At 31.0% G+C, this 21,273-nt stretch carries 22 protein-coding genes; 10 read left to right on the top strand and 12 right to left on the bottom strand.

Annotation, left to right across the window (positions count from 1 at the left end):
- Positions 1 to 50: 50 nt before the first annotated feature.
- On the top strand, positions 51 to 1,745 hold the full coding sequence (gene rho / locus KQS_RS07305) for a transcription termination factor Rho (protein ID WP_014388556.1): 1,695 nt from the start codon (positions 51 to 53) through the stop codon (positions 1,743 to 1,745).
- A gap of 35 nt (positions 1,746 to 1,780) precedes the next feature.
- Here rho and KQS_RS07300 read toward each other — a convergent pair whose 3' ends face one another.
- From KQS_RS07300 to KQS_RS14530, 4 genes are all read right to left on the bottom strand, one after another.
- Positions 1,781 to 2,200: a lipocalin family protein gene (locus KQS_RS07300; RefSeq protein WP_014388555.1), complete on the bottom strand. Its 420-nt coding sequence runs from the start codon at positions 2,198 to 2,200 to the stop codon at positions 1,781 to 1,783.
- 11 nt (positions 2,201 to 2,211) lie between these two features.
- Positions 2,212 to 3,330, bottom strand: a complete 1,119-nt coding sequence (locus KQS_RS07295; protein WP_014388554.1) for an endonuclease — start codon at positions 3,328 to 3,330, stop codon at positions 2,212 to 2,214.
- Between the two features lie 18 nt (positions 3,331 to 3,348).
- On the bottom strand, positions 3,349 to 4,569 hold the full coding sequence (locus KQS_RS07290) for an RsmB/NOP family class I SAM-dependent RNA methyltransferase (protein ID WP_014388553.1): 1,221 nt from the start codon (positions 4,567 to 4,569) through the stop codon (positions 3,349 to 3,351).
- A gap of 74 nt (positions 4,570 to 4,643) precedes the next feature.
- Entirely contained in the window at positions 4,644 to 5,939 is a 1,296-nt protein-coding gene (locus KQS_RS14530; protein ID WP_014388552.1) for a hypothetical protein, read from the bottom strand.
- A gap of 129 nt (positions 5,940 to 6,068) precedes the next feature.
- On the opposite strand from KQS_RS14530, the gene KQS_RS07280 reads away from it, so the two are divergent.
- On the top strand, positions 6,069 to 7,088 hold the full coding sequence (locus KQS_RS07280) for a WD40/YVTN/BNR-like repeat-containing protein (protein WP_014388551.1): 1,020 nt from the start codon (positions 6,069 to 6,071) through the stop codon (positions 7,086 to 7,088).
- Positions 7,089 to 7,115: 27 nt separating this feature from the next.
- Here KQS_RS07280 and KQS_RS07275 read toward each other — a convergent pair whose 3' ends face one another.
- Genes KQS_RS07275 through KQS_RS07265 form a run of 3 tightly spaced genes read right to left on the bottom strand, consistent with a single transcriptional unit; the run spans position 7,116 to position 8,594 of the window.
- Positions 7,116 to 7,562 carry a hypothetical protein gene (locus KQS_RS07275; protein ID WP_014388550.1) on the bottom strand — a complete coding sequence of 149 codons (447 nt, stop codon included), beginning with the start codon at positions 7,560 to 7,562 and terminating at the stop codon, positions 7,116 to 7,118.
- 8 nt (positions 7,563 to 7,570) lie between these two features.
- The gene (locus KQS_RS07270) at positions 7,571 to 8,020 is read right to left on the bottom strand and encodes a hypothetical protein (protein ID WP_014388549.1); all 450 of its coding nucleotides are present in this window, start codon (positions 8,018 to 8,020) and stop codon (positions 7,571 to 7,573) included.
- Between the two features lie 31 nt (positions 8,021 to 8,051).
- Positions 8,052 to 8,594 carry an RNA polymerase sigma factor gene (locus KQS_RS07265; RefSeq protein ID WP_014388548.1) on the bottom strand — a complete coding sequence of 181 codons (543 nt, stop codon included), beginning with the start codon at positions 8,592 to 8,594 and terminating at the stop codon, positions 8,052 to 8,054.
- Positions 8,595 to 8,694: 100 nt separating this feature from the next.
- On the opposite strand from KQS_RS07265, the gene KQS_RS07260 reads away from it, so the two are divergent.
- Positions 8,695 to 9,330: an HAD family hydrolase gene (locus tag KQS_RS07260; protein WP_014388547.1), complete on the top strand. Its 636-nt coding sequence runs from the start codon at positions 8,695 to 8,697 to the stop codon at positions 9,328 to 9,330.
- Here KQS_RS07260 and KQS_RS07255 read toward each other — a convergent pair.
- From KQS_RS07255 to KQS_RS07245, 3 genes are read right to left on the bottom strand one after another with little or no spacing between them, the layout of a single operon-like run.
- Positions 9,325 to 10,785, bottom strand: coding sequence for a cryptochrome/deoxyribodipyrimidine photo-lyase family protein (locus KQS_RS07255; protein WP_014388546.1), 1,461 nt, complete (start codon positions 10,783 to 10,785; stop codon positions 9,325 to 9,327). The two genes, KQS_RS07260 and KQS_RS07255, sit on opposite strands and share 6 nt — an antisense overlap.
- Positions 10,786 to 12,072, bottom strand: coding sequence for a cryptochrome/photolyase family protein (locus KQS_RS07250; protein ID WP_014388545.1), 1,287 nt, complete (start codon positions 12,070 to 12,072; stop codon positions 10,786 to 10,788).
- 6 nt (positions 12,073 to 12,078) lie between these two features.
- The gene (locus KQS_RS07245) at positions 12,079 to 12,543 is read right to left on the bottom strand and encodes an SRPBCC family protein (protein ID WP_014388544.1); all 465 of its coding nucleotides are present in this window, start codon (positions 12,541 to 12,543) and stop codon (positions 12,079 to 12,081) included.
- A gap of 150 nt (positions 12,544 to 12,693) precedes the next feature.
- Here KQS_RS07245 and KQS_RS07240 point away from each other — a divergent pair, with 150 nt between their 5' ends.
- Entirely contained in the window at positions 12,694 to 13,542 is an 849-nt protein-coding gene (locus tag KQS_RS07240) for a DUF2911 domain-containing protein (protein WP_014388543.1), read from the top strand.
- A 128-nt stretch (positions 13,543 to 13,670) separates the two neighbouring features.
- Here the strand turns inward: KQS_RS07240 and KQS_RS07235 are convergent, their stop codons facing one another.
- Complete coding sequence (locus KQS_RS07235) at positions 13,671 to 14,792, bottom strand: cysteine desulfurase family protein (protein ID WP_014388542.1); 1,122 nt, start codon at positions 14,790 to 14,792, stop codon at positions 13,671 to 13,673.
- Positions 14,793 to 14,796: 4 nt separating this feature from the next.
- Positions 14,797 to 15,351: a Smr/MutS family protein gene (locus KQS_RS07230; protein WP_041252249.1), complete on the bottom strand. Its 555-nt coding sequence runs from the start codon at positions 15,349 to 15,351 to the stop codon at positions 14,797 to 14,799.
- Positions 15,352 to 15,603: 252 nt separating this feature from the next.
- On the opposite strand from KQS_RS07230, the gene KQS_RS07225 reads away from it, so the two are divergent.
- The 6 genes from KQS_RS07225 (at position 15,604) to trpB (ending at position 21,264) form a co-directional block, all read left to right on the top strand.
- Positions 15,604 to 16,995, top strand: coding sequence for an anthranilate synthase component I family protein (locus tag KQS_RS07225; protein ID WP_014388540.1), 1,392 nt, complete (start codon positions 15,604 to 15,606; stop codon positions 16,993 to 16,995).
- Between the two features lie 11 nt (positions 16,996 to 17,006).
- A complete protein-coding gene (locus KQS_RS07220) occupies positions 17,007 to 17,570 on the top strand; it encodes an anthranilate synthase component II (RefSeq protein ID WP_014388539.1) in 564 nt (187 codons plus the stop codon).
- An 88-nt stretch (positions 17,571 to 17,658) separates the two neighbouring features.
- On the top strand, positions 17,659 to 18,663 hold the full coding sequence (gene trpD, locus KQS_RS07215) for an anthranilate phosphoribosyltransferase (protein WP_014388538.1): 1,005 nt from the start codon (positions 17,659 to 17,661) through the stop codon (positions 18,661 to 18,663).
- Positions 18,647 to 19,450 carry an indole-3-glycerol phosphate synthase TrpC gene (gene trpC, locus KQS_RS07210; RefSeq protein ID WP_041252034.1) on the top strand — a complete coding sequence of 268 codons (804 nt, stop codon included), beginning with the start codon at positions 18,647 to 18,649 and terminating at the stop codon, positions 19,448 to 19,450. The genes trpD and trpC overlap by 17 nt, the downstream gene beginning before the upstream one ends.
- Positions 19,440 to 20,093: a phosphoribosylanthranilate isomerase gene (locus KQS_RS07205; RefSeq protein WP_014388536.1), complete on the top strand. Its 654-nt coding sequence runs from the start codon at positions 19,440 to 19,442 to the stop codon at positions 20,091 to 20,093. The genes trpC and KQS_RS07205 overlap by 11 nt, the downstream gene beginning before the upstream one ends.
- Positions 20,083 to 21,264, top strand: a complete 1,182-nt coding sequence (gene trpB, locus KQS_RS07200) for a tryptophan synthase subunit beta (protein ID WP_014388535.1) — start codon at positions 20,083 to 20,085, stop codon at positions 21,262 to 21,264. The genes KQS_RS07205 and trpB overlap by 11 nt, the downstream gene beginning before the upstream one ends.
- Positions 21,265 to 21,273: the final 9 nt, after the last annotated feature.

Below are 21,273 nucleotides of genomic sequence, written 5' to 3'. Positions count from 1 at the left end.
ACATCAATTTTTATTGAATAATTAAAGATTAACCCAATCAACGCACTAGCATGTTTGATCAATCGACGTTAAAAGAGATGAAACTCTCTGATTTGCAAGAAATAGCAAAAGTTGCAAATATTAAAAAGTTTAAAACCTTAAAAAAAGAAGAGCTTATTACACAAATTTTAGATGTACAAGAAACTTCTCAAGCAGATAAAACTACTGAAAAAAAGAAACCCGCTCTCAAATCAACTACTGATAAAAAAGCTAAATCTAATGTAAATCCTGTTGTTGCTGAAAATGTAGTAGAAGAGCCAACACCTGTTCAGGAAAAAAAGAAAGCATCAGAACCTAGAAAACGTATTAAGAAATCATCAGAAATCAGTTATCCCGATTTTCAGGAAGAAATAACATTTGATGATGAACAAATAAAATCTACGAAAGTAGAGAATAAAGCGGTTGTAAAACCAATTTCGGAAGAATTGCCAACTACTCCAAATTCTTCAGATTCAGAAAGTAAGACAGAGGATTTAGATAATGTTGAAAAACAAAATCCAAACTTTAAAAAAAATAAATTCAACAAAAATCCCCACAACAATCAGAATTCCAACAACAATCAGAAGAATTATAGAGATAATGATTTTGAATTTGATGGTATTATTGAAACAGAAGGTGTTTTAGAAATGATGCCAGATGGCTACGGTTTCCTTCGTTCTTCTGATTATAATTATTTGGCTTCACCGGATGATATTTACTTATCACAATCACAAATTAGACTTTTTGGTTTAAAAACTGGAGATACCGTAAAAGGGGTAGTTCGTCCACCAAAAGAAGGAGAAAAGTTTTTTCCCTTGGTAAAAGTGCTTAAAATCAATGGATATGATCCACAAGTTGTACGTGATAGAATCGCATTTGAACATTTAACACCTTTATTTCCTGAGCAAAAATTAAACTTAGCTGATAGAAGTAAGTCAATTTCAACTAGAATTATTGATTTATTTGCACCTATTGGTAAAGGCCAACGCGCTATGATTGTTGCGCAACCTAAAACAGGTAAAACCATGTTGTTAAAGGATATTGCCAATTCAATTGCAGCAAATCACCCTGAAGTTTATATGATTGTTTTGTTAATCGATGAGCGACCAGAGGAGGTTACAGATATGCAACGTTCGGTACGAGCTGAAGTTATTGCTTCTACCTTTGATGAACCAGCAGAACGACATGTTAAAGTAGCCAATATTGTTTTGGAAAAAGCAAAACGTTTGGTTGAATGTGGTCATGATGTAGTTATTTTATTAGATTCAATAACTCGTTTGGCGAGAGCTTACAATACGGTTCAGCCTGCGTCAGGAAAAGTTTTGAGTGGTGGAGTAGATGCCAATGCCTTACAAAAACCAAAGCGTTTCTTTGGAGCAGCTCGTAATATTGAAAATGGAGGTTCGTTAAGTATAATAGCAACTGCTTTAACTGAAACAGGATCTAAAATGGATGAAGTTATCTTTGAAGAGTTTAAAGGTACTGGTAACATGGAATTACAATTAGATAGAAAAATTGCCAATAAACGTATATTCCCAGCTATTGATTTAGTTTCTTCAAGTACAAGACGTGATGATTTATTATTAGATGAGAAAACCATTCAACGCATGTGGATTTTACGTAAATACCTAGCAGATATGAATCCCGTTGAAGCTATGGAATTTATTGAATCGAGAATAAAAGGAACAAGAAATAATGAAGAGTTTTTGATTTCAATGAATGATTAAATATTAATAAAACAAAAGCGACATTAATGTCGCTTTTATTTTACTCTTTCATCTATAAATTCATAATTTTCATTATTTTGCTCTATAGCCATATTTACGGCTTTAAACTTGACTTTATCCTTGCTAAGGATTGTATAAGTATATACATCTGTTAATCCGGAAGTATTGTGAAACTCATAAAATTTACCATCTTCTACCCACCAATTACCTTTTTCTTTTATAGTGTTTATTTTTCCGTTATCATTAACTTTAAAAACAAGTAAAAAAGTGCCATCATTTTTACGAGTCATAACCCAGCTTTTTGACAGTCCTTCAGATTGATTTTCTTTTTCTTCTCCTTTCCAAACTCCAACTAAATTTTTATCAATTGTTTTTTTGAGTTCTATATTTTGAGCTTTTAATTGAAAAGAAAATAAACAGCTAAAAATAAATAGTATACTTATTATTTTTCTCATTTGAGTTTAATTTAATTAACTAAAATTTTCTTTATAGCGATTCCATTATCGCTGTAAACTTTAAATAAATAAAAACCAGAAGTTAAATTAGAAAGTGTATAGGTGTTATTGGTAAAAACCGGATTGGAAACCGATTTAATTAATTGACCGTTAATAGTATATAATTCTAAATTATAAATTATCTCATTAGTATTTATGTTAATTTCATTGGTATTAGTTGGATTTGGAAAAATTTTAATAGCTTCATTTAGTGCAAACGATGAAGCAGCTAAAGCCGAACATTGCGTTGGATAAATTTGGCAAACATATTCAGGGTGGTCAATGTATGGATTTCTATTATTTTGTCTAGCATAAATAGCGTTATTTCTATCAATTTCTCTCTGACTTACTGGGTCTATCATATGCCATTTAAGAAGGATGTTTAAAAATGTATTATTAAAAACTTGATCTGAAGTTCCATTAAACATAGGAAAAGACCATGAAGCAACTTGAGTTTCATATCTTGTTCCAAAATAAAGTATCATTCGCGCTACATCTCCTTTAAATTCATCTATAGGCTCAAAAACGGCGCTTGAGTATCCTGCAGAATATCCTGAATTTAAATTATTTCCTTTTTTAGAACCATTTGAATAAGTATTTGTAGCGGTTGAGACCACCCCGAACGGTAAATCTCCTCTTTGTGCATTTACATATTTATCTGATGGAGTTACAAAGTGCGCATCAGAATACATTGGTGTAGCTGAACCAAATACGGATTGAGGAATAATATGTTCTCTGTTGTATTTTTGACATTCTGCTGTTCCACCTGTTCCATCATCTTGATTTGTACCATAAGTAAAAAAACATTCAGCACCAGTTGGGTTTTCAGTATACATATCTAATAAAGATCCATCGTTTTCATAATAAAAATCTTTGTCTGAAGTTAAATATGTAGTGTATAATCCGGAATAGCCTTGATCCGTTGAGATATGTTCAGATGGTATTCCATCATTTTGATTGTCAATAATTTTTCTCAAATTAGTTTTTAAGGTATAGCCTGTTCCGGTTGCTGTATTGTAGTAACCAGATGGAATTTGAGCGAAAGCTATCCCCGATAGTAAAAGTACTATCGATAAAGTAATTTTTTTCATTTTAATTTTATGAGATAATTAATTTTTACGTTCTAACAAAGCCATGTAAAATCCGTCGTAGCCAGATTCATGCGCTAATACTTTTTTGTCTTCTACAAAGGTAAAGTTTTTTCCTAATTCAGTGGCTAAAAATTTTTGTACTTGCTCCTGATTTTCAGAAGGTAAGATACTACAAGTTGCATATACCAATTTACCTCCAGGTTTTACCATTTTAGAATAATTTTCTAAAACTTCTTGCTGTGTTTTTTTAATATTTTCAACAAATTCTGGTTGTAATTTCCATTTACTATCAGGATTTCTTTTTAATACACCCAAACCACTACAAGGCGCATCAATTAATACGCGATCTGCTTTATCGTATAATTTTTTAATTGATTTAGTTCCTTCAATTACACGTGTTTCAATATTATGAACTCCGTTGCGCTTGGCTCTTAATTTTAATTGTTTTAATTTACTTTCATACAAATCCATTGCAATGATTTGACCTTTATTTTCTAACAAACTTGCAATATGTAACGATTTACCACCTGCTCCTGCACAAGCATCTACCACGCGCATTCCAGGTTTTATGTCTAATAATCGAGCAACTAATTGAGAAGAAGCATCTTGAACTTCAAACAAACCATTTTTAAATGCTTCAGTCATAAAAACATTCGCTCTTTCTTTCAATACTAAAGCGTCTGGATAATCTTTTAAAACTTCAGTTTCAATCTGATATTCTTCGTTTAATAATTTTTGAAGCTTTTCTTTTGTATTTTTTAAAGTGTTTACTCGTAAAATAACTTTGGCTTGTTCGTTTTGAGCTTTAATTTCTTTTTCCCAAACTTTTTCACCTAATTCAGCAACAACCATTTCATCCATCCAATCGGGAATAGATTCTCTAATTTTTCTGATTTTTGAAAATTCATCAAATTTTCCTTTTATTCTTCTAACAGGAGTATTTTCAAAATACTTCCAGTCGGGTAGTGTATAACCTCTCAATACAGCCCAAACTGCAAATAAGCGCCATACATTATCACGAGTATAATTTGTTTCTTTTACTTCGGCAATTTCAGAATATAATCTTTTCCAACGTACAATATCATAAATTGTTTCTGCAACAAATTTACGATCATTACTTCCCCATCTTTTATCTAACTTTAATGCTCTAGCAACCACTTTATCGGCGTATTCTCCTTCATTAAAAATGGCCATTAAACCATCAATTACTGCAAAACTTATATTTCTGTGAAATCTCATGAATTTTATTTAAAAAAATGCTTGCAAAGATAGTAATAAAAACAAAAAAGCTGTCAATTTTGACAGCTTTTATTTTATCCTCTTCTGTTATTTTCTCTTCCTCCACCTCTAGGAGCGCCTGACATTCCTTGATTGGATGATTTTGGTTGTGATTCAAATCTTGGACCTTGACTTCTAGGAGTTTCCATTCTTGGTGGAGTATTTCCTCTTGGAGCATCATATCTAGTCTGATTCATTCCTCTTGGTTCAGATTGATTTCTTGGTGTATCATATCTAGGTTGATTCGTTCCTCTAGGCTCTGATTGATTTCTAGGAGTGTCATATCTAGGTTGATTATTCACTCGAGGTTCTGAATTTCCATTTGTTGTTTCAACTCTTGGTCTTGGTGTAGTTAATGTACCTTGTTCTTTTGGATGTTCTGTTCTTGGACGTGGAATAGTATTCTCATTTCTTGGTGTTCCAATTGAATTTTCTCTTGGTGTTTCTGTTCTCGGTCTTGGTGTATTTCCATTTTGATTTCTCGGTTGTGATTCCGTTCTTGGTGTTCCAATCGAGTTTCCTCTTGGAGCATTATTTCTTGGTTCGTTAGTTGTTAATTCATTAGAACCTGGTACTCTGGTTTTAACCGTTCTGTGATTATCCATTTCATAACGATTGCTATATCCACTATTTCTATGGTTGAATGAACGATTTGGATAGGTTCTTTCACAGTAGTTTCCTCTTCTTCCATAATAAGCATAATAAGCAGTTTGACATCTTCTATGCGTTACATAATGATAGCTATGACCATAATTGATGTGCACATGTATATGATTTCTATATCTAAAAATAGGGAAAGGATTCCAATAGTAGTAATAACTTGGATAGTAACCCCAATACCATGACGAGCAATACGGTCTGTAATGGCTTACCCAAAAGGTATTATAAATTACCGGCACATGAACATAAACGGGTTCATAGATATAATTTGAACCATACATGTAAACATCACCAACCACTTGAACTTGAACACGATTATCTCTATCACGTTCTACTTCAATTGTTGCTACATCTTGGTACAAATCTTTACCTAATACTGCTTGAACTACCACAATATGTGTGTTTCCTTCGATAGATTCGATAACTCTTAAATAATCTACATAATTGTCGTTATTTAAGTCTAAATTTGAAATTTGTGTTTTAGGATCGTTTAATCGTTGCTCAAAATCTTCTAAATCTTTGGCATCTCCAAATACTGTTGCTACAGCACGAAGATCTAAATTGTCACTAATATCACTGCTATTTGCAGTAACTTTTGTTTTGTCTTGTGCAAAAACAGTCGCACTTAGTAGTAATGCTCCAATTGCCCATGTTGTAATTCTTGTTTTCATAACTTTATGTATTTCGTTAGTAATTAGTATTTTCCAATTATTATGCCACAAAAAGGGTATTAAGAGTTCATTAACAAAAAAATAGAGTTTATTAATAAAAATATTATATTCGTTTTTTATTGTGTGAATATGAAAAAATATCTAATAATTTTTAGCTATGCTTTGGTTGGATGTAGTGTAGTACCAGTTGTGCAATCCGTTGAAAACAAGAAAATTGAAAAGACAAGTATCAGAGCTATTTCTATAGAAAGAAAAGATAAAGTTTGGTTTGCAGGAAGTGGCGGAAAGGTTGGGATTATAGAATTTGAGCAAGATTCAATTTTAATAAAACAAGTAGCCGATGCAAAAGTAGAGTTTAGAAGTTCCGCTTTAGTAGGGGAAAATTTTCTTGCAATCAATGTAGATACACCAGCCAATTTAGTTGCTATTTCAAAGGATTTAAATGTTATTAAAAATGTCTATCATGAAGAAGGAGAAAAAGTATTTTATGATAGCATGTATTTTACAAATAGTTCAAATGGTGTTATTATAGGCGATCCTACAGCAGATTGTTTTTCGATACTAGTTACAAACGATGGTGGGAATTCATGGAATAAAATTCCGTGTAAGCAATTGCCAAAGTTAGTTGAAGGTGAAGCAGCTTTTGCGGCGAGTAATACCAATGTAAAAGTAATAGGTTCCACAATTTTTATAATTTCTGGTGGAAAAAAGTCACGATTATTTAAAAGTAAAGATTTTGGACAAAATTGGACTGTTTTTGAAACGCCGATTATTCAAGGTGAAGCCATGACTGGAGCTTTTACAATGGACTTTTATAATGAAAATATTGGAATTATTGCTGGGGGAAATTATGATAAGCAAGAGGATAATTCTAAAAATAAAGCAATTACTTTTGATGGCGGTAAAACATGGGAACTACTTGCATCTAATTTGTATTTCGGTTATACTTCTTGTATTCAATTTGTACCAAATAAGAATGGAAAAGAACTTGTTGCTTGTGGTGCTTCTGGAGTGTTTTATTCTAAAAATTTTGGTAAAACATGGAGCAAACTTTCAGATGATAAAGAGTTTTATACCCTACGTATTTTAGATTCAAAAACGATCTATTTAGCAGGAAGAAGTAAAATTTCAAAAATGAAACTAAAATAAAAATAGCTGCCTAAAGCAGCTATTTTGTTATCTTCTTGGCGGAGGTGGTCCTTTTCTATCTTTAAGTTTTTCTAATAGTTTTTTATGAAATTCATGCTCAATTTTTTGTAATTCCACCACTTTATCGGCTCCGATTACAGGAATTAATTCAGCACGCATTTTCTTTTTTAAAGACATAATTTCCACTTCGGCTGCTTCTGCTTCTTCAATTTGCTTTAAAGCTTCTTCATCTGTAAGTTCTTTTTTCTGAAAGCGTTGTTTTAATTGTGTCTCTTTTAACGCCACAATTTTATCCTCATATTTATTGTAAATAGGCCAAAATTTCTCCGCTTGTTCAGTTGTTAAACTTAATTTTTGAGATATAAAAGCAATCTTTAAGGCTTTAATCTTTTCTTTTTTATCTCTAAAACCTTGCGAAAAGCCAAGGGAAGTAAAAAGTAATAAAATTAATAGGGAGTAAATCTTAGTTTTCATTTGTGTGTTTATTTTAAATTATTGTATATCAGTTCGTTTTCAAGTGATTCTAAATCTTCATTATCGAGTAACACCCCAACCTCATAATCAGACAATTCATCTTTATGTACTTCTAAATAGTCTTGAGTTGCTAATTCAGTTTTTGTTATTTCTGTTGAATTATAAAATAAGGGTAGCATAATAGTAATAAGTAAAACGGCAGCCATACTTGTAACCCAATATAATTTTGGTTTTATCGAAATTACTTTGGAGTTTTTATGAGGAATTAAATCCATTAATTTTCCCTCATTTTCAGAAAAATAATTTTCTGGTATAGAGAAACCTGTTTTTGAAGGAATTATTGATGAATTATATGCTCCATTCCATTTAGAGAGAATTGTAGCTGGTAATTCTTCAAAATAGTTATTGGGTGTTGTAAAACCGCTTGTTACTTTTTTATTTTCTAAATTCGTTTTCATATTGTATTAGACTTTAATTTAAATGAAAAGTTTAATTTTCTTTTAAATAATCTTCTATTTTTTTTACGGCATGATGGTAGTTCGCTTTTAAAGCTCCAACGCTTGTATCCAGTATTTCACTTATGTTTTCATATTTCAATTCTTCAAAATATTTCATTTTAAAAACTAATTGTTGTTTTTCTGGAAGTGTTGCAATGGCTTTTTGAAGTTTTAACTGAAATTCATCACCTTCAAAATAGACATCACTTTCTAATCGGTTAATCATCTTGTTTTGAATTTCTTCAGTAGATATTCCTTGTTTTTTTGCTCTTTGCTCAATAAACGATAAGGATTCGTTCGTGGCAATTCGATACATCCACGAATATAATTTACTTTCGCCTTTAAAATTTTGAATATTTGAAAAAACTTTTATAAAAGTATTTTGTAAAACATCATCAGCATCATCATGATTTAAAACAATATTACGGATATGATAATACAAAGGTTTTTGATACTCTTGTATTAACTTTTTGAAGGCTTCATTTTGAGTCTTCGGATTGATTAAATCGGAAATGAATAATTTTTCGTCTTGCAAAATTCCTTCTTTTTCTAATAAGACTAAAAGTAAATAAAAAGGTTTAATTCAAAATTGAATTTTTGCAAAATTAACGTAGTTTTGTAAAAAATCGTAAATTATGATTCAAACTATAATATTTGATATGGACGGTGTTATTGTTGATACAGAGCCGGTTCATCATTATGCTTATTACCAGCATTTTAAACAATTAAATATTGAAGTGTCTCATGATTTATATACTTCTTTTACTGGAAATTCTACTAAAAATGTTTATCAAAAAATTAAAGATATTTTTGGAATTGAAGGTGAAATACATGATTTAGTTCAAACAAAAAGAAATTTATTCAATGATGCATTTGATACAAAAGAGGACTTGTTTTTATTAGATGGAGTAGAAGATTTGATACAACAATTGCATCTAAAGGGAAAGCAATTAATTTTGGCTTCCTCAGCTTCAAAAGTAACCATTGAACGGGTGTTTAATCGTTTTAATTTACATCCTTATTTTTCCCATATCGTATCAGGTGAAGACTTTCCTCAATCCAAACCTAATCCAGCTATTTTTATAGAGGCGGTCCGATTATCCAATTCTTCAAAAGAGCAATGTATCATTATAGAAGACAGTACAAATGGTATTCAAGCGGCAAAAGCAGCTGGTGTATATTGTGTTGGATATAAAAGCGAAAATTCTAAAAACCAAGATTATAGTTTAGCAGACCAAGTGATCCGACACTTTTCAGAACTAAAATTATGATTTGTTATTTGATGCGTCGGTGTGTATTTTTAGAATTCGTTTATTATCTTTTTTTGCTTCTTCTGATTTTTTAATGTTCCAAAAGTAGTCGCTTGCCTTTTTTCTCGCATTTTCTTGATTTACAATTGGTTTTGGGTAATCTATTCCTATTCTAAAACCATATAAAGTTTCTTCAATTGGCGTCATTTTCCAAGGTTCATGTATAAATTGAATGGGAATATTTTTCAATTCGGGTACCCATTTTTTTATAAACTCACCCGATTCATCATGTTCTTGCGAGTTTTTTACAACATTATAAATGCGAATGGTATTAATTCCTGAAACTCCCGCTTGCATTTGAATTTGAGGATAATGAATTCCGGCTTCAAAATCTAAAAATTGTTGTGCTAAATAATGAACACAATCTTGCCAAGGTTGAAACAAATCATGAGTAAAAAAAGACACTATTAAGGCACGCATTCTAAAATTTAAATACCCGGTTTCTTTTAAACAACGCATACAGGCATCAACTAGAGGGAAACCCGTAGTTCCATTTTTCCAAGCTTTTTGAAAGGCACTATTTTTCATTTGATTTAAATTTCTAAATGCCTTGTTTATGGCTTGAAATTCCATTTCTGGTTCCATTTCAAATTTTTGAATAAAATGTGCTTGCCATCGTAATCGTGAAGCAAAATTATCAATTTGTTTTTTAAATTTTCCTTCTTGTCTTTTTTGCCAAGCCAAATGATAGACTTGACGAACCGATAAATTGCCCCAAGTAATATAAGGCGAAAGTCTACTGCAACTTTTTCGGCCCAGTTCTGGTTTTGAAATATATTTTGAATAGTTTTGAACCCGTTCATTTAGAAATGTATGCAAATAACGTAAACCAGTTTTTACACCACCTTTTTGAAAAAGAGTTAAAGTATTTGTCTTTAAATTAGGAATTTGAAAGCTGTTTTCAATCTGTTCTATTTCGGAATATTTAATAAAAACCCTTGAATTCGTTGGAGCAGGGAAGAGATTACTTTCCATATATTGATACCAATCGTTTTTCCAAGATTCTCTATTTTTTCGACCTCTGAATACTCCATTCCATACGTATTCATTCCAAACTATATTTTCACTTTTGAACCAATTATGTAATTGAATATCTCTTTGGTATGTAGTATTTATACCGGTTTCTTGATGTGAAAACACATTTTTAATAGAATGAATGCTATGTAGTTTTTTAAAAATGGCTAAAGCATTGCCTTCAACAATTAATATTTGAGTATGTAATTTAGATAATTCAAGTTGTAACTCTTCAAGAGATTGTTTTATAAAATCGAAATGTCTTTTGCTATAATGTGGATCATTTTTGAGTTCGGGTTCAAATATATACAATAAAAGGGTTTTCCCACTTTGTTTTTGTGATTCAAACAAGGGTTCATGATCAATTAATCGTAAATCTTTTTTTAACCAAACTACATTCATTTATCCAACGGCTTTTTTATACGTAGTTAAACATCTTTCTCTTGCTAGTTTGTGTTCAATTATAGGTTCTGGATAGTTTGAAGTGTTCAACTCCGGAATCCATTTTTTAATATATTTTAACTCTGAATCAAATTTTTTTATTTGTTCAGTCGGATTAAAAATTCTAAAATAAGGGGCTGCATCAACACCACTACCAGCGGCCCATTGCCAGTTCCCGACATTACTTGCTTGTTCGTAATCTAAAAGTTTAGTAGCAAAATAAGCTTCACCCCAACGCCAATCAATTAATAAATGTTTACATAAAAAACTGGCTACAATCATACGAACACGATTGTGCATGTGTCCGGTTGCATTGAGTTCGCGCATCCCTGCATCTACAAATGGATATCCTGTTTTTCCTTCACACCATTTATTAAAGTCTAATTCATTATTTAGCCACTCAATGGCATCGTATTTTTCTTTAAAACTTTTAGCTGTTGTGTGAGGAAAATGCCAAAGGATTTGCATAAAAAATTCACGCCAAATTAATTCTTTTAAATATGTAACGTTTGAAAAATTTTGAACATAATTAACTAATTTTCGAATACTGATGGTGCCAAATCTTAAATGAATTCCAATTAAAGAAGTACCTTCAATAGCAGGAAAATTTCGTGTACCTTCATAATTACTAATACGTTTTTCATCAATTGTAAAGTGTGGCAATCGAATAGAAGTGGGGACAAAACCAATATTTTCTAAAGTTAAAAAAGGATAATTATGGTTTGTAAATTTATGAGTTAAGGTTTCAGAAGGATAATTATTCAGTTGAATTGATTTGAATTTTTCTAACCATTTTTTTGAATAGGGGGTATAGACCACATAAGGAGAGCCATCCTCTTTAACTACTTCAGATTTCTCAAATATGACTTGATCTTTACAAGTTTTAAACGAAATACCGTTTGATTTCAATAGTTCATTTACGCTTTTATCTCTTTTTCGTGCAGCGGGTTCATAATCATGATTGGCATAAACAGCTTCAATTGAATTTTCAGCAATTAATTGATTAAATATTTCTTCTGGTGTACCATAGAACAAGGCTAAACTTTTACCTATAGATTTTAGTTTTAGATTAATTTTATTAAGTTCTTGATGAATGAATGAAACACGGGCATCTTGCTTGTCTAGGTGTTTTAAAATAGTGGTATCGAATATAAAAATCGGCAATACTTCCTCATTTTCATTTAAGGCATGAAATAAAGCGGTATTGTCTTCTAAACGTAAATCGCGTCTAAACCAGAAAATTGTCATTTTATATTATTTAAATTCACCAAAAAGTTCAATTAATTTCTTTCTTCTGTAGGCAAAAATTTCATCTAATTTTGGCTTTACTAGAATAGGATGCATTAATTGTCCTATCCATCCAAATGGAATTTTATAATCAATTATATCTTCCATTTCAACTCCTCCTTCAATTTCTTTTATAAAATGTTTATGATGCCAGAGAGAATAAGGCCCAAATCGTTGCTCATCAACAAAATATTCATCTTCTACAACATGAGTAATTTCAGTTACCCATTTTGTTTTTATACCTAATATAGGAGTAACTATGTATTGAATAATTTGTCCCGGAAACATTTTTCTATCAGCTCCACTTAAAATATCAAAACTCATATAATCCGGAGTAATGGTTTTTAAGTTTTTTGGATCAGACAAAAATGACCATGCGGTTTCTTTAGAAATAGGTAAATTTTGTTTCGTATGTAAGCGGTATATTTTCATGTACAATTTTTTTATAACGAAACAAAGTTACAATTTTGTTTAACAAAAAAGAAATAATGTTAAACAAATAAAATAAATAATTTTATATTTATAATTTTATTAACAATATTAAAAAGTAAATTAATAGTAAATTAGCAAAAAAATAGAGTTATGAAGAACAAGTTATTATTAGGGATATTATTTGTAGCTACAATAGTTCAGGCACAAATTAAAATTCCTCAAGCAAGTCCATTATCAAAAGTACAGCAAGTTGTAGGTTTAACAACAATTGATATTAATTATTCTAGACCTAGTGCTAAAGGAAGACCTGTTTATGGTGAATTAGTACCCTATGGAAAAAATTGGCGAACGGGAGCAAATGAAAATACAACAATTTCTTTTAGTGAAGACGTTACAATTTCTGGAAAGTTATTACCAAAAGGGAAATATGCTTTATATACTACACCAAAGGCAGATGCTTGGGACATTATTTTTTATAAAGATGTATCTAATTGGGGGTTACCAGAAGTTTGGGATGAAGCTGAAGTAGCCTTACGAGTTTCTGTTTCGCCACAAGTTTTACCTACACATATTGAAACATTTACTATTTCGATTGATAATGTAACTACTGATTCTGCAACATTAGATTTGTCTTGGGAGAAGACATTTGTATCATTGAAATTTGAAGTTCCAACGCAAAAAGTGGTAATTAAAAATATAAATCAAACTTTAGAAGGTCCAACGGCAAATGATTATTTTACTTCTGCACAATATTTCTATCAATCCAATTCTGATTTTAACAAAGCATTAGAGTGGATTAATAAAGCCATTGCATTGAGTAAAGAGCCTGAAGTTCCGTTTTGGTATTACAGATTAAAGTCATTAATTCAATATAAGTTAGGAGATATAAAAGCGGCTATTGAATCGGCTAAAATTTCTCTAGCTGGGGCGACTAAAGCAAATAATCAAGATTACATTAAACAGAATACAGACAGTATAAATGTTTGGTCTAAAAAATAAAAAAAATCCCGAGTAAATGACTCGGGATTTTTTTATGATTTTTTAAGAAGTATTTTTTCTTGAGTAAATTGATAAGCTAAATTAAATCCAAGAACGGAATCATTTTATTCCTATTTGAATTGTCCAATTTAAATTTTTGTAATTTCACTTACAAATAAATCAATTTCTTCTTTAGTGTTGTAATGACTAAATGAAATTCGTAACGAAGGTTTTTTTAAATCTTCTTCTGGTAAAAAAGCCGCTAAAACATGAGAAGGTTTAATGCTCCCGCTTTGGCAAGCACTTCCTCTAGAAACAGCAATTCCTTTCATATCTAAATTAAATAAAATCATGGCGGTTTTTTCTTCAGAAATTGGCAGGGTTATATTTAAAATATTATAAAAAGTATTTTCCCCATTAACAGTAGTCGCCGGTAAGGATTCTTGTAATTTTGATAGACAATATTGTTTTAAATTTGAAATATATTCTCGTTCTTCATTTAATTTTAAATAGCTTAATTCTAATGCTTTTGCTAAACCCGCGATTTGATGAGTGGCTTCAGTACCAGCACGCATTCCTTTTTCTTGTTCGCCTCCATATAACATGGGATTAATTAGAATATTCTTTTTGATATACACAAAACCAACTCCTTTGGGGCCATGAAATTTATGTGCACTTGCAATAATAAAGTCGACTGGAATTTCTTTTAAGTCAATTTCTGTTTTCCCTATTGATTGTACTGTATCACAAAAAAAATAGGCATTATTTTTTTGACATAAGTCGGATACCTTTTTTAAATCTAAAACAGTTCCTATTTCATTGTTTACATGCATTAAACATACGGCAGTTTTAACGGAATCTTCAAGTAAATTTTCTAAATGGTTAAGATTAATTGCCCCATTTTTTTCAATTGTAACATATTCAACTTGAATACCAAATTCTTTTGCTAAATGTTCCAGCGTATGCAATGTTGCGTGGTGTTCAATTTTGCTGGATAGGATTCTTTTTACCCCCAAATTAGAAACAAATTGATGTAAAATCCAATTCGTAGATTCAGTAGCACTACTCGTAAAAATAATTTCTTGTGCAGAACAATTTAACTGTTTCGCTATGGTTTTTCGAGAAGTTTCTATTATTGTTTTAGCACTTCTTCCGAAGGAATGTGTAGATGATGGATTTCCAAAATCATGTGTTAGAACATGTACCATTTCTTCAATAACTTCTTTGCGAAGTGGAGTAGTAGCGGCATTATCTAAATATATTTTTTGCATAGCTTTAATTTTGTTTAATATAAATTTCCATTGCCCCTAATCCGTATCGACTGTAATTGGCCTCTTGTACGACTAAATTATCGTATCTTTTTAATAAATATTCTAATTCAGATTTTAATACCCCTTCACCTACACCGTGAATTAATACCACTCTTTGATAGCGTTTGTTTATTGCAAAATCAATCGCTCTTTTTGCTTCGTCCAATTGAATGGTTAATTTGTCAAAATTAGTCAGGTTATGGTTTTTGCCTGAAATGATTTTTTCTAAATGCAAATCGACTTCAAAAACCATTTGATCTTTTTTGGATGGTTTAATTAGAGGCGATTTTTTCTTTTTTGTAGGTTCTTTTTCTGCCAAAACTTGAGATACACTTTGGTTAAATTGTATCTGTGTTTCTTCATTTGAAATTTTTATGATTTCATTGGGTTTGTATTCTAAAATAAAACCTTCAGTTGTTTCAATTTTTATGTAATGATCTTTATTAAAGCCAACAACTTTTCCTTCTAAAGAATCATCCAATACCATTACAGTATCGCCAATAGTAAATGTAGTATTCATTCTTATTCCTAGCATTTGAGAATTTCCAAAATTATAAAAAAATGAGCAAAAATTTTGTATAATAAATTTTAGTTTATAGATTTGCATCAATCAAATTCAGAAAAATGATTTCAATTTTAAATAATACATGGTGGTGGTCTAACTTACGTCGATGGTCGTGAGAAGGTCGCTTATTGTATAATTGAAACTAAAATATACTAAAAAGGCTTGTCAATCACGACAAGCCTTTTTTTTTACCCTAAATTGATAAAAATGAAAAATTATAAATTACATAGTACAACAAAAAAAATAGTAGCTGATACCTTAACTCCGGTTAGCATTTACTTAAAAATTAGAGATAAATTCCCAAACAGTATTTTATTAGAAAGTAGTGATTATCATGCTAAAGACAATAGTTTTTCTTTTATTTGTTGTCAGCCAATGGCTTTTTTCAAACTAGAAAATTCTAAAATAACAATTGAGTTTTTAGGTGAAATTGTTGAAGAAAAAATGATTAATCCTAACCAGGCCATGGCAGAATTAGACCGTTTTAAAAACCAATTTACGGTGCAATCAAATGCCGATTTTCAGATCAATGGGTTGTTCGGATATATGAGTTATGATGCGGTACAATATTTTGAAAAAATTGCAATTCATTCAAAATCGGATGAAAATTCAATTCCAGAAATGTATTATGCACTTTATCAGACGTGCATTGCAATCAATCATTTCAAAAATGAAGCTTATATTGTAACTATATCTGAAAATGAAAACGTTTATAATTCAGAAATTGAACAACTTTTACAGACTAAAAATTTTGCCACATTTTCATTTGCAAGAAATGGAGATTTGCATTCAAATTTAGAAGATAACGATTTTAAAGAGCGGGTTAACTTAGCTAAAAGACATTGTAAAAGAGGCGATGTTTTTCAATTGGTTTTGTCAAGACGGTTTGAACAAGAATTTAAAGGTGACGAATTCAATGTTTACAGGGCTTTAAGAAGTATAAATCCGTCACCCTACTTGTTTTATTTTGATTATGGTAATTTTAAATTATTTGGGTCTTCTCCTGAAGCTCAAATCAAAATTACAGATTCAATTGCTGAAATTCATCCGATTGCGGGTACATTTAAGAGAACTGGGAATGATGAACAAGACGCTTTATTGGCAAAAAAATTAGCAGAAGATGAAAAAGAAAATAGCGAACATGTTATGTTGGTGGATTTAGCCCGAAATGATTTAAGTAGAAATTGTTCTGATGTGACGATAGAAAAGTATAAAGAGGTGCAGTTTTTTTCTCATGTAATTCATTTAGTTTCAAAAGTTACAGGTAAATTGAAACATAAAAATGCACTGCAAGTTGTAGCCGAAACATTTCCTGCCGGTACATTATCTGGAGCCCCTAAAGTTAAAGCGATGCAATTAATCGAAGAAATAGAAACCACCAATAGAAGTTTTTATGGAGGAGCAGTTGGATTTTTAGATTTTAACGGTAATTTTAATCACGCTATTATGATTCGAACCTTTTTAAGTAAAAACCATACGCTTTATTTTCAAGCTGGAGCTGGTATCGTGGAGCGTTCATCTGAAGAAAATGAATTACAAGAAGTATATAATAAATTGAATGCCTTAAATAAGGCTTTGGAAGTAGCAGAAACCATTTAAATCTTAAGTTTATGAAAGTAGTAGTAATTGATAATTATGATAGTTTTACCTATAATTTAGTTCATTATCTGGAAGATTTAGGTGCCGAAGTTACGGTTTATAGAAACGACGAATTTGAATTAGAGGAATTACAAAGATTCGAAAAAATACTTTTATCGCCTGGACCCGGTGTTCCAGATGAAGCGGGTTTATTAATAGAGGTGATAAAAAAATATGCTCCAACGAAAGATATTTTTGGTGTATGTTTAGGATTGCAAGCCATTGGAGAGGTTTTTGGCGGGACATTAGTTAATTTAAGTGAAGTTTTTCATGGAGTTGCTTCCATTGTAACTACAATTGAAGAGGATATTTTATTTAATGATTTACCCAATCAAATTGAAGTAGGCAGGTACCATTCTTGGGTGGTTTCTAACGAAAATTTACCTTCTGATTTAATTATTACTTCTGTAGATTCAAATAATCAAATCATGTCTTTAAAGCATAAAACATTGAATGTTCGAGGGGTTCAATACCATCCAGAAAGTGTATTAACACCGCTCGGAAAGAAAATTCTAGAAAATTGGCTTAACAATTAAGTAATCAAGTATTTAACATAACTATTTTATTGCTTTTTCAGTGCTTTTCTGAAGAAGTACAGCCCAACTCATATCAAATTTTAACAAAATGAAAACAATTTTAAATAAATTAATTAATCATGAGATTCTTTCAAAAGAAGAAGCTAAAGCAACGTTGATTGGAATTTCAGAAGGAAAATATAACGTGAGTCAAGTTACGGCTTTTTTGACCGTTTATTTGATGCGAAGTATAACTATTGATGAATTAATAGGATTTAGAGAAGCGTTATTGCAGCTCTGTATTCCTGTCGATTTTTCTGAATACGAAACCATAGATTTATGTGGAACAGGAGGCGATAATAAAGATACATTTAATATTTCAACATTGGCATCATTTATTGTGGCTGGAGCCGGAATTAAAGTAGCCAAACATGGCAATTATGGTGTTTCTTCTATTTCTGGTTCCAGTAATGTGATGGAAAAAATGGGGGTGAAATTCACAACCAATCTAGAATTCTTAAAACGTTCTATTGAAAAGACAAATGTTGCCATATTGCATGCTCCGTTATTTCATCCTGCTATGAAATTTGTTGCTCCAATACGAAAAGAATTAGGGGTTAAAACCTTTTTTAACATGTTGGGTCCTATGGTAAATCCATCATTTCCTAAACATCAAATGGTTGGCGTATTTAGTTTGGAATTAGCTCGTATGTATGCGTATTTGTATCAAAACACCTCAACGAATTATGCCATTTTACATGGATTGACTGGTTTTGATGAAATATCATTAACAGATGACGTTAAAATAATTACTCCAGAAATTGAAGCTACTGTAAATGCGACCAACTTTGGATTAAAGAAAATTGATTTAGAATCTATTAAAGGCGGGGTCACAATTGATGATTCGGCAGCATTATTTTACAAAATAATTAATGGAGAAGGAACCGTTCAACAAAATCAAGTAGTTTGTGCAAATGCCGCACAAGCCATTGCTTTAGTGGAAAATTGTACATTATTAGAAGGATATGAAAGAGCTAAAGAAAGTTTAGAAAGTAAAAAAGCACTAAAAAGTTTAACCCAATTAATACAGTTAAGTCATGAATATATTGGATAAAATTGTGATAGATAAAATAAGAGAAGTAGAATTAAAAAAGCAACTTTTCTCCATTAAACAACTAGAACAAACTTCATTGTTTAATGTAAGAACCCTTTCATTAAGTAAAATTATAAAAGGAATGGGATTAGGAATTATAGCCGAACATAAAAGGAAGTCACCTTCAAAATCAATCATAAATCAATCATTAAGCGTTGATTTTATAACGCAAGGCTATCAAAATGCAGGTGCAGCTGGATTGTCGGTTTTAACAGATATGAAGTACTTTGGTGGTTCATTAGAGGATTTGCATCTTGCTAAAAGTGCTACAACAATCCCATTATTAAGAAAAGAATTTATTATAAGTGAATATCAAATTATTGAAGCTAAAGCACATGGAGCTGATGCGGTTTTGCTTATTGCGGCAATTCTAACACGAGAAGAAATTAAACAATTTTCAGAATTGGCACATTCTTTAGGTTTAGAAGTTTTGTTGGAAGTTCACAGTAGAGAAGAATTGGAAAAATCAATAATGCCTTCACTCGACTTAATTGGTGTTAATAATAGAAACTTAAAAACATTTGAAGTAAGTTTAGATACAAGTCGATCGTTAAGTAGTTTAATTCCAGATGATTTTGTTAAAGTTTCAGAAAGTGGTATTAATGAAGCGGAAGCTGTAGTTCAATTAATGCAATATGGTTTTGAAGGTTTTTTAATTGGAGAAAATTTTATGAAAACCGATGATCCTGGAGCATCCTTATATGAGTTTATGAAAGAAATAAAAACAATGGTTTCAAATGAAGACTAAAGTAAAAATAAAAGTTTGTGGAATGAATGAAGAAGCAAATATCAAAGAAATTGCTTCTTTAGAACCTGATTTTTTAGGTTTTATTTTTTATGAAAATTCAAAAAGAAATTTCACGTTGGATGAGTTACCGTCGTTAAATAGGGCAATAAAAAAAGTAGGTGTTTTTGTAAATGAATCCATAAATATAATCCTTAAAAAAGTTAAAAATTACCATTTAGATTATATTCAATTACATGGAAATGAAGATGAAAGTTATTGTTTAGATTTAATTAATCAACTAAATCATAATCAGTTAAATACTAAAATAGTTAAATCTTTTTTAATTGATGATGATTTTACTTTTGGACAGGTAAATAAATTCCAATTTTTGGATGGTTTTTTATTTGATACCAAAGGCAAATTTCCTGGTGGGAATGGGACACAATTCGATTGGAAAATTTTAAAAAAATATGAAGCAAGCGTGCCTTACTTTTTAAGTGGAGGTATTGGTTTAGATCAACTTGATGCAGTAAAACATTTTTTAAAACAACCAGAGGCTAAATACTGTTTTGCTATTGATGTCAATAGTAAATTTGAATTATACTATGGGATAAAAGATAAATCAAAATTAGAACAATTTAAACAAAAGTTATATGAAATATAAAGTTAATGAAAATGGATTTTACGGCAATTTTGGAGGTGCTTTTATTCCAGAAATGCTTTATCCTAATGTGGAAGAACTGAGAGTTAAATATTTGGATTACATTACAACTAATGAATTTCAAGAGGAGTTTTATTCCTTGTTGCGAGATTATGTGGGTAGACCAACGCCTTTATATTTTGCCCAACGTTTATCTGAAAAATATGGAGCCAAAATATATTTGAAAAGAGAAGATTTATGTCATACTGGCGCACATAAAATTAACAATACAATTGGGCAAATTTTACTGGCAAAGAAATTAGGTAAAAAACGAATTATTGCCGAAACCGGAGCGGGCCAACATGGTGTTGCAACCGCTACTGTTTGTGCTTTAATGGGATTGAAATGTATTGTTTATATGGGAGAAGTTGACATAAACAGACAAGCTCCAAATGTTGCAAGAATGAAAATGTTAGGAGCAGAGGTTCGTCCGGCTACATCGGGTTCAAAAACTTTAAAAGATGCCACTAATGAAGCCATTCGTGATTGGATTGCTAATCCTGAAGATACTTTTTATATCATTGGATCTGTTGTTGGGCCGCATCCTTATCCGGATATGGTAGCTCAGTTTCAATCGGTAATATCAAAAGAAATTCGAAAGCAACTCTTAGCAAAAGAAAATACAATGTTACCCAATTATGTGGTGGCATGTGTTGGAGGAGGAAGTAACGCAGCGGGTGCTTTTTATGAGTTTTTAGAGGATGAACAGGTACAATTAATTGCAGTTGAAGCGGCTGGACATGGCGTTGATTCTGGTGAAAGTGCTGCGACGTCTGTGTTAGGGAAACCTGGAATTATTCATGGAAGTAAAACTTTATTAATGCAAACGGAAGACGGTCAAATTACGGAACCCTATTCAATATCTGCTGGTTTAGATTATCCTGGAGTTGGTCCGTTACACGCCCATTTAAAAGAAACTGGAAGAGCTACTTTTATTGCAATTACCGACAGTGAAGCGATGAAGGCAGGATTAGCAATTAGTAAACTTGAAGGTATTATACCAGCTATAGAAACCGCGCATGCGTTTGCAGCATTAGATCAGATGCAATTTAATTCTAATGACGTTGTGGTGGTAAATCTTTCGGGAAGAGGAGATAAAGATTTGAATACCTATATCAATTACTTTGATTTTTAAAATAGCATT

The organism is Flavobacterium indicum GPTSA100-9 = DSM 17447, from assembly GCF_000455605.1.
In the GTDB taxonomy this organism is placed as follows: Bacteria; Bacteroidota; Bacteroidia; order Flavobacteriales; family Flavobacteriaceae; genus Flavobacterium; species Flavobacterium indicum.
The sequence above is the reverse complement of the archived record's forward strand: the minus strand, read 5'-3'. Positions and strand labels throughout refer to the sequence as shown.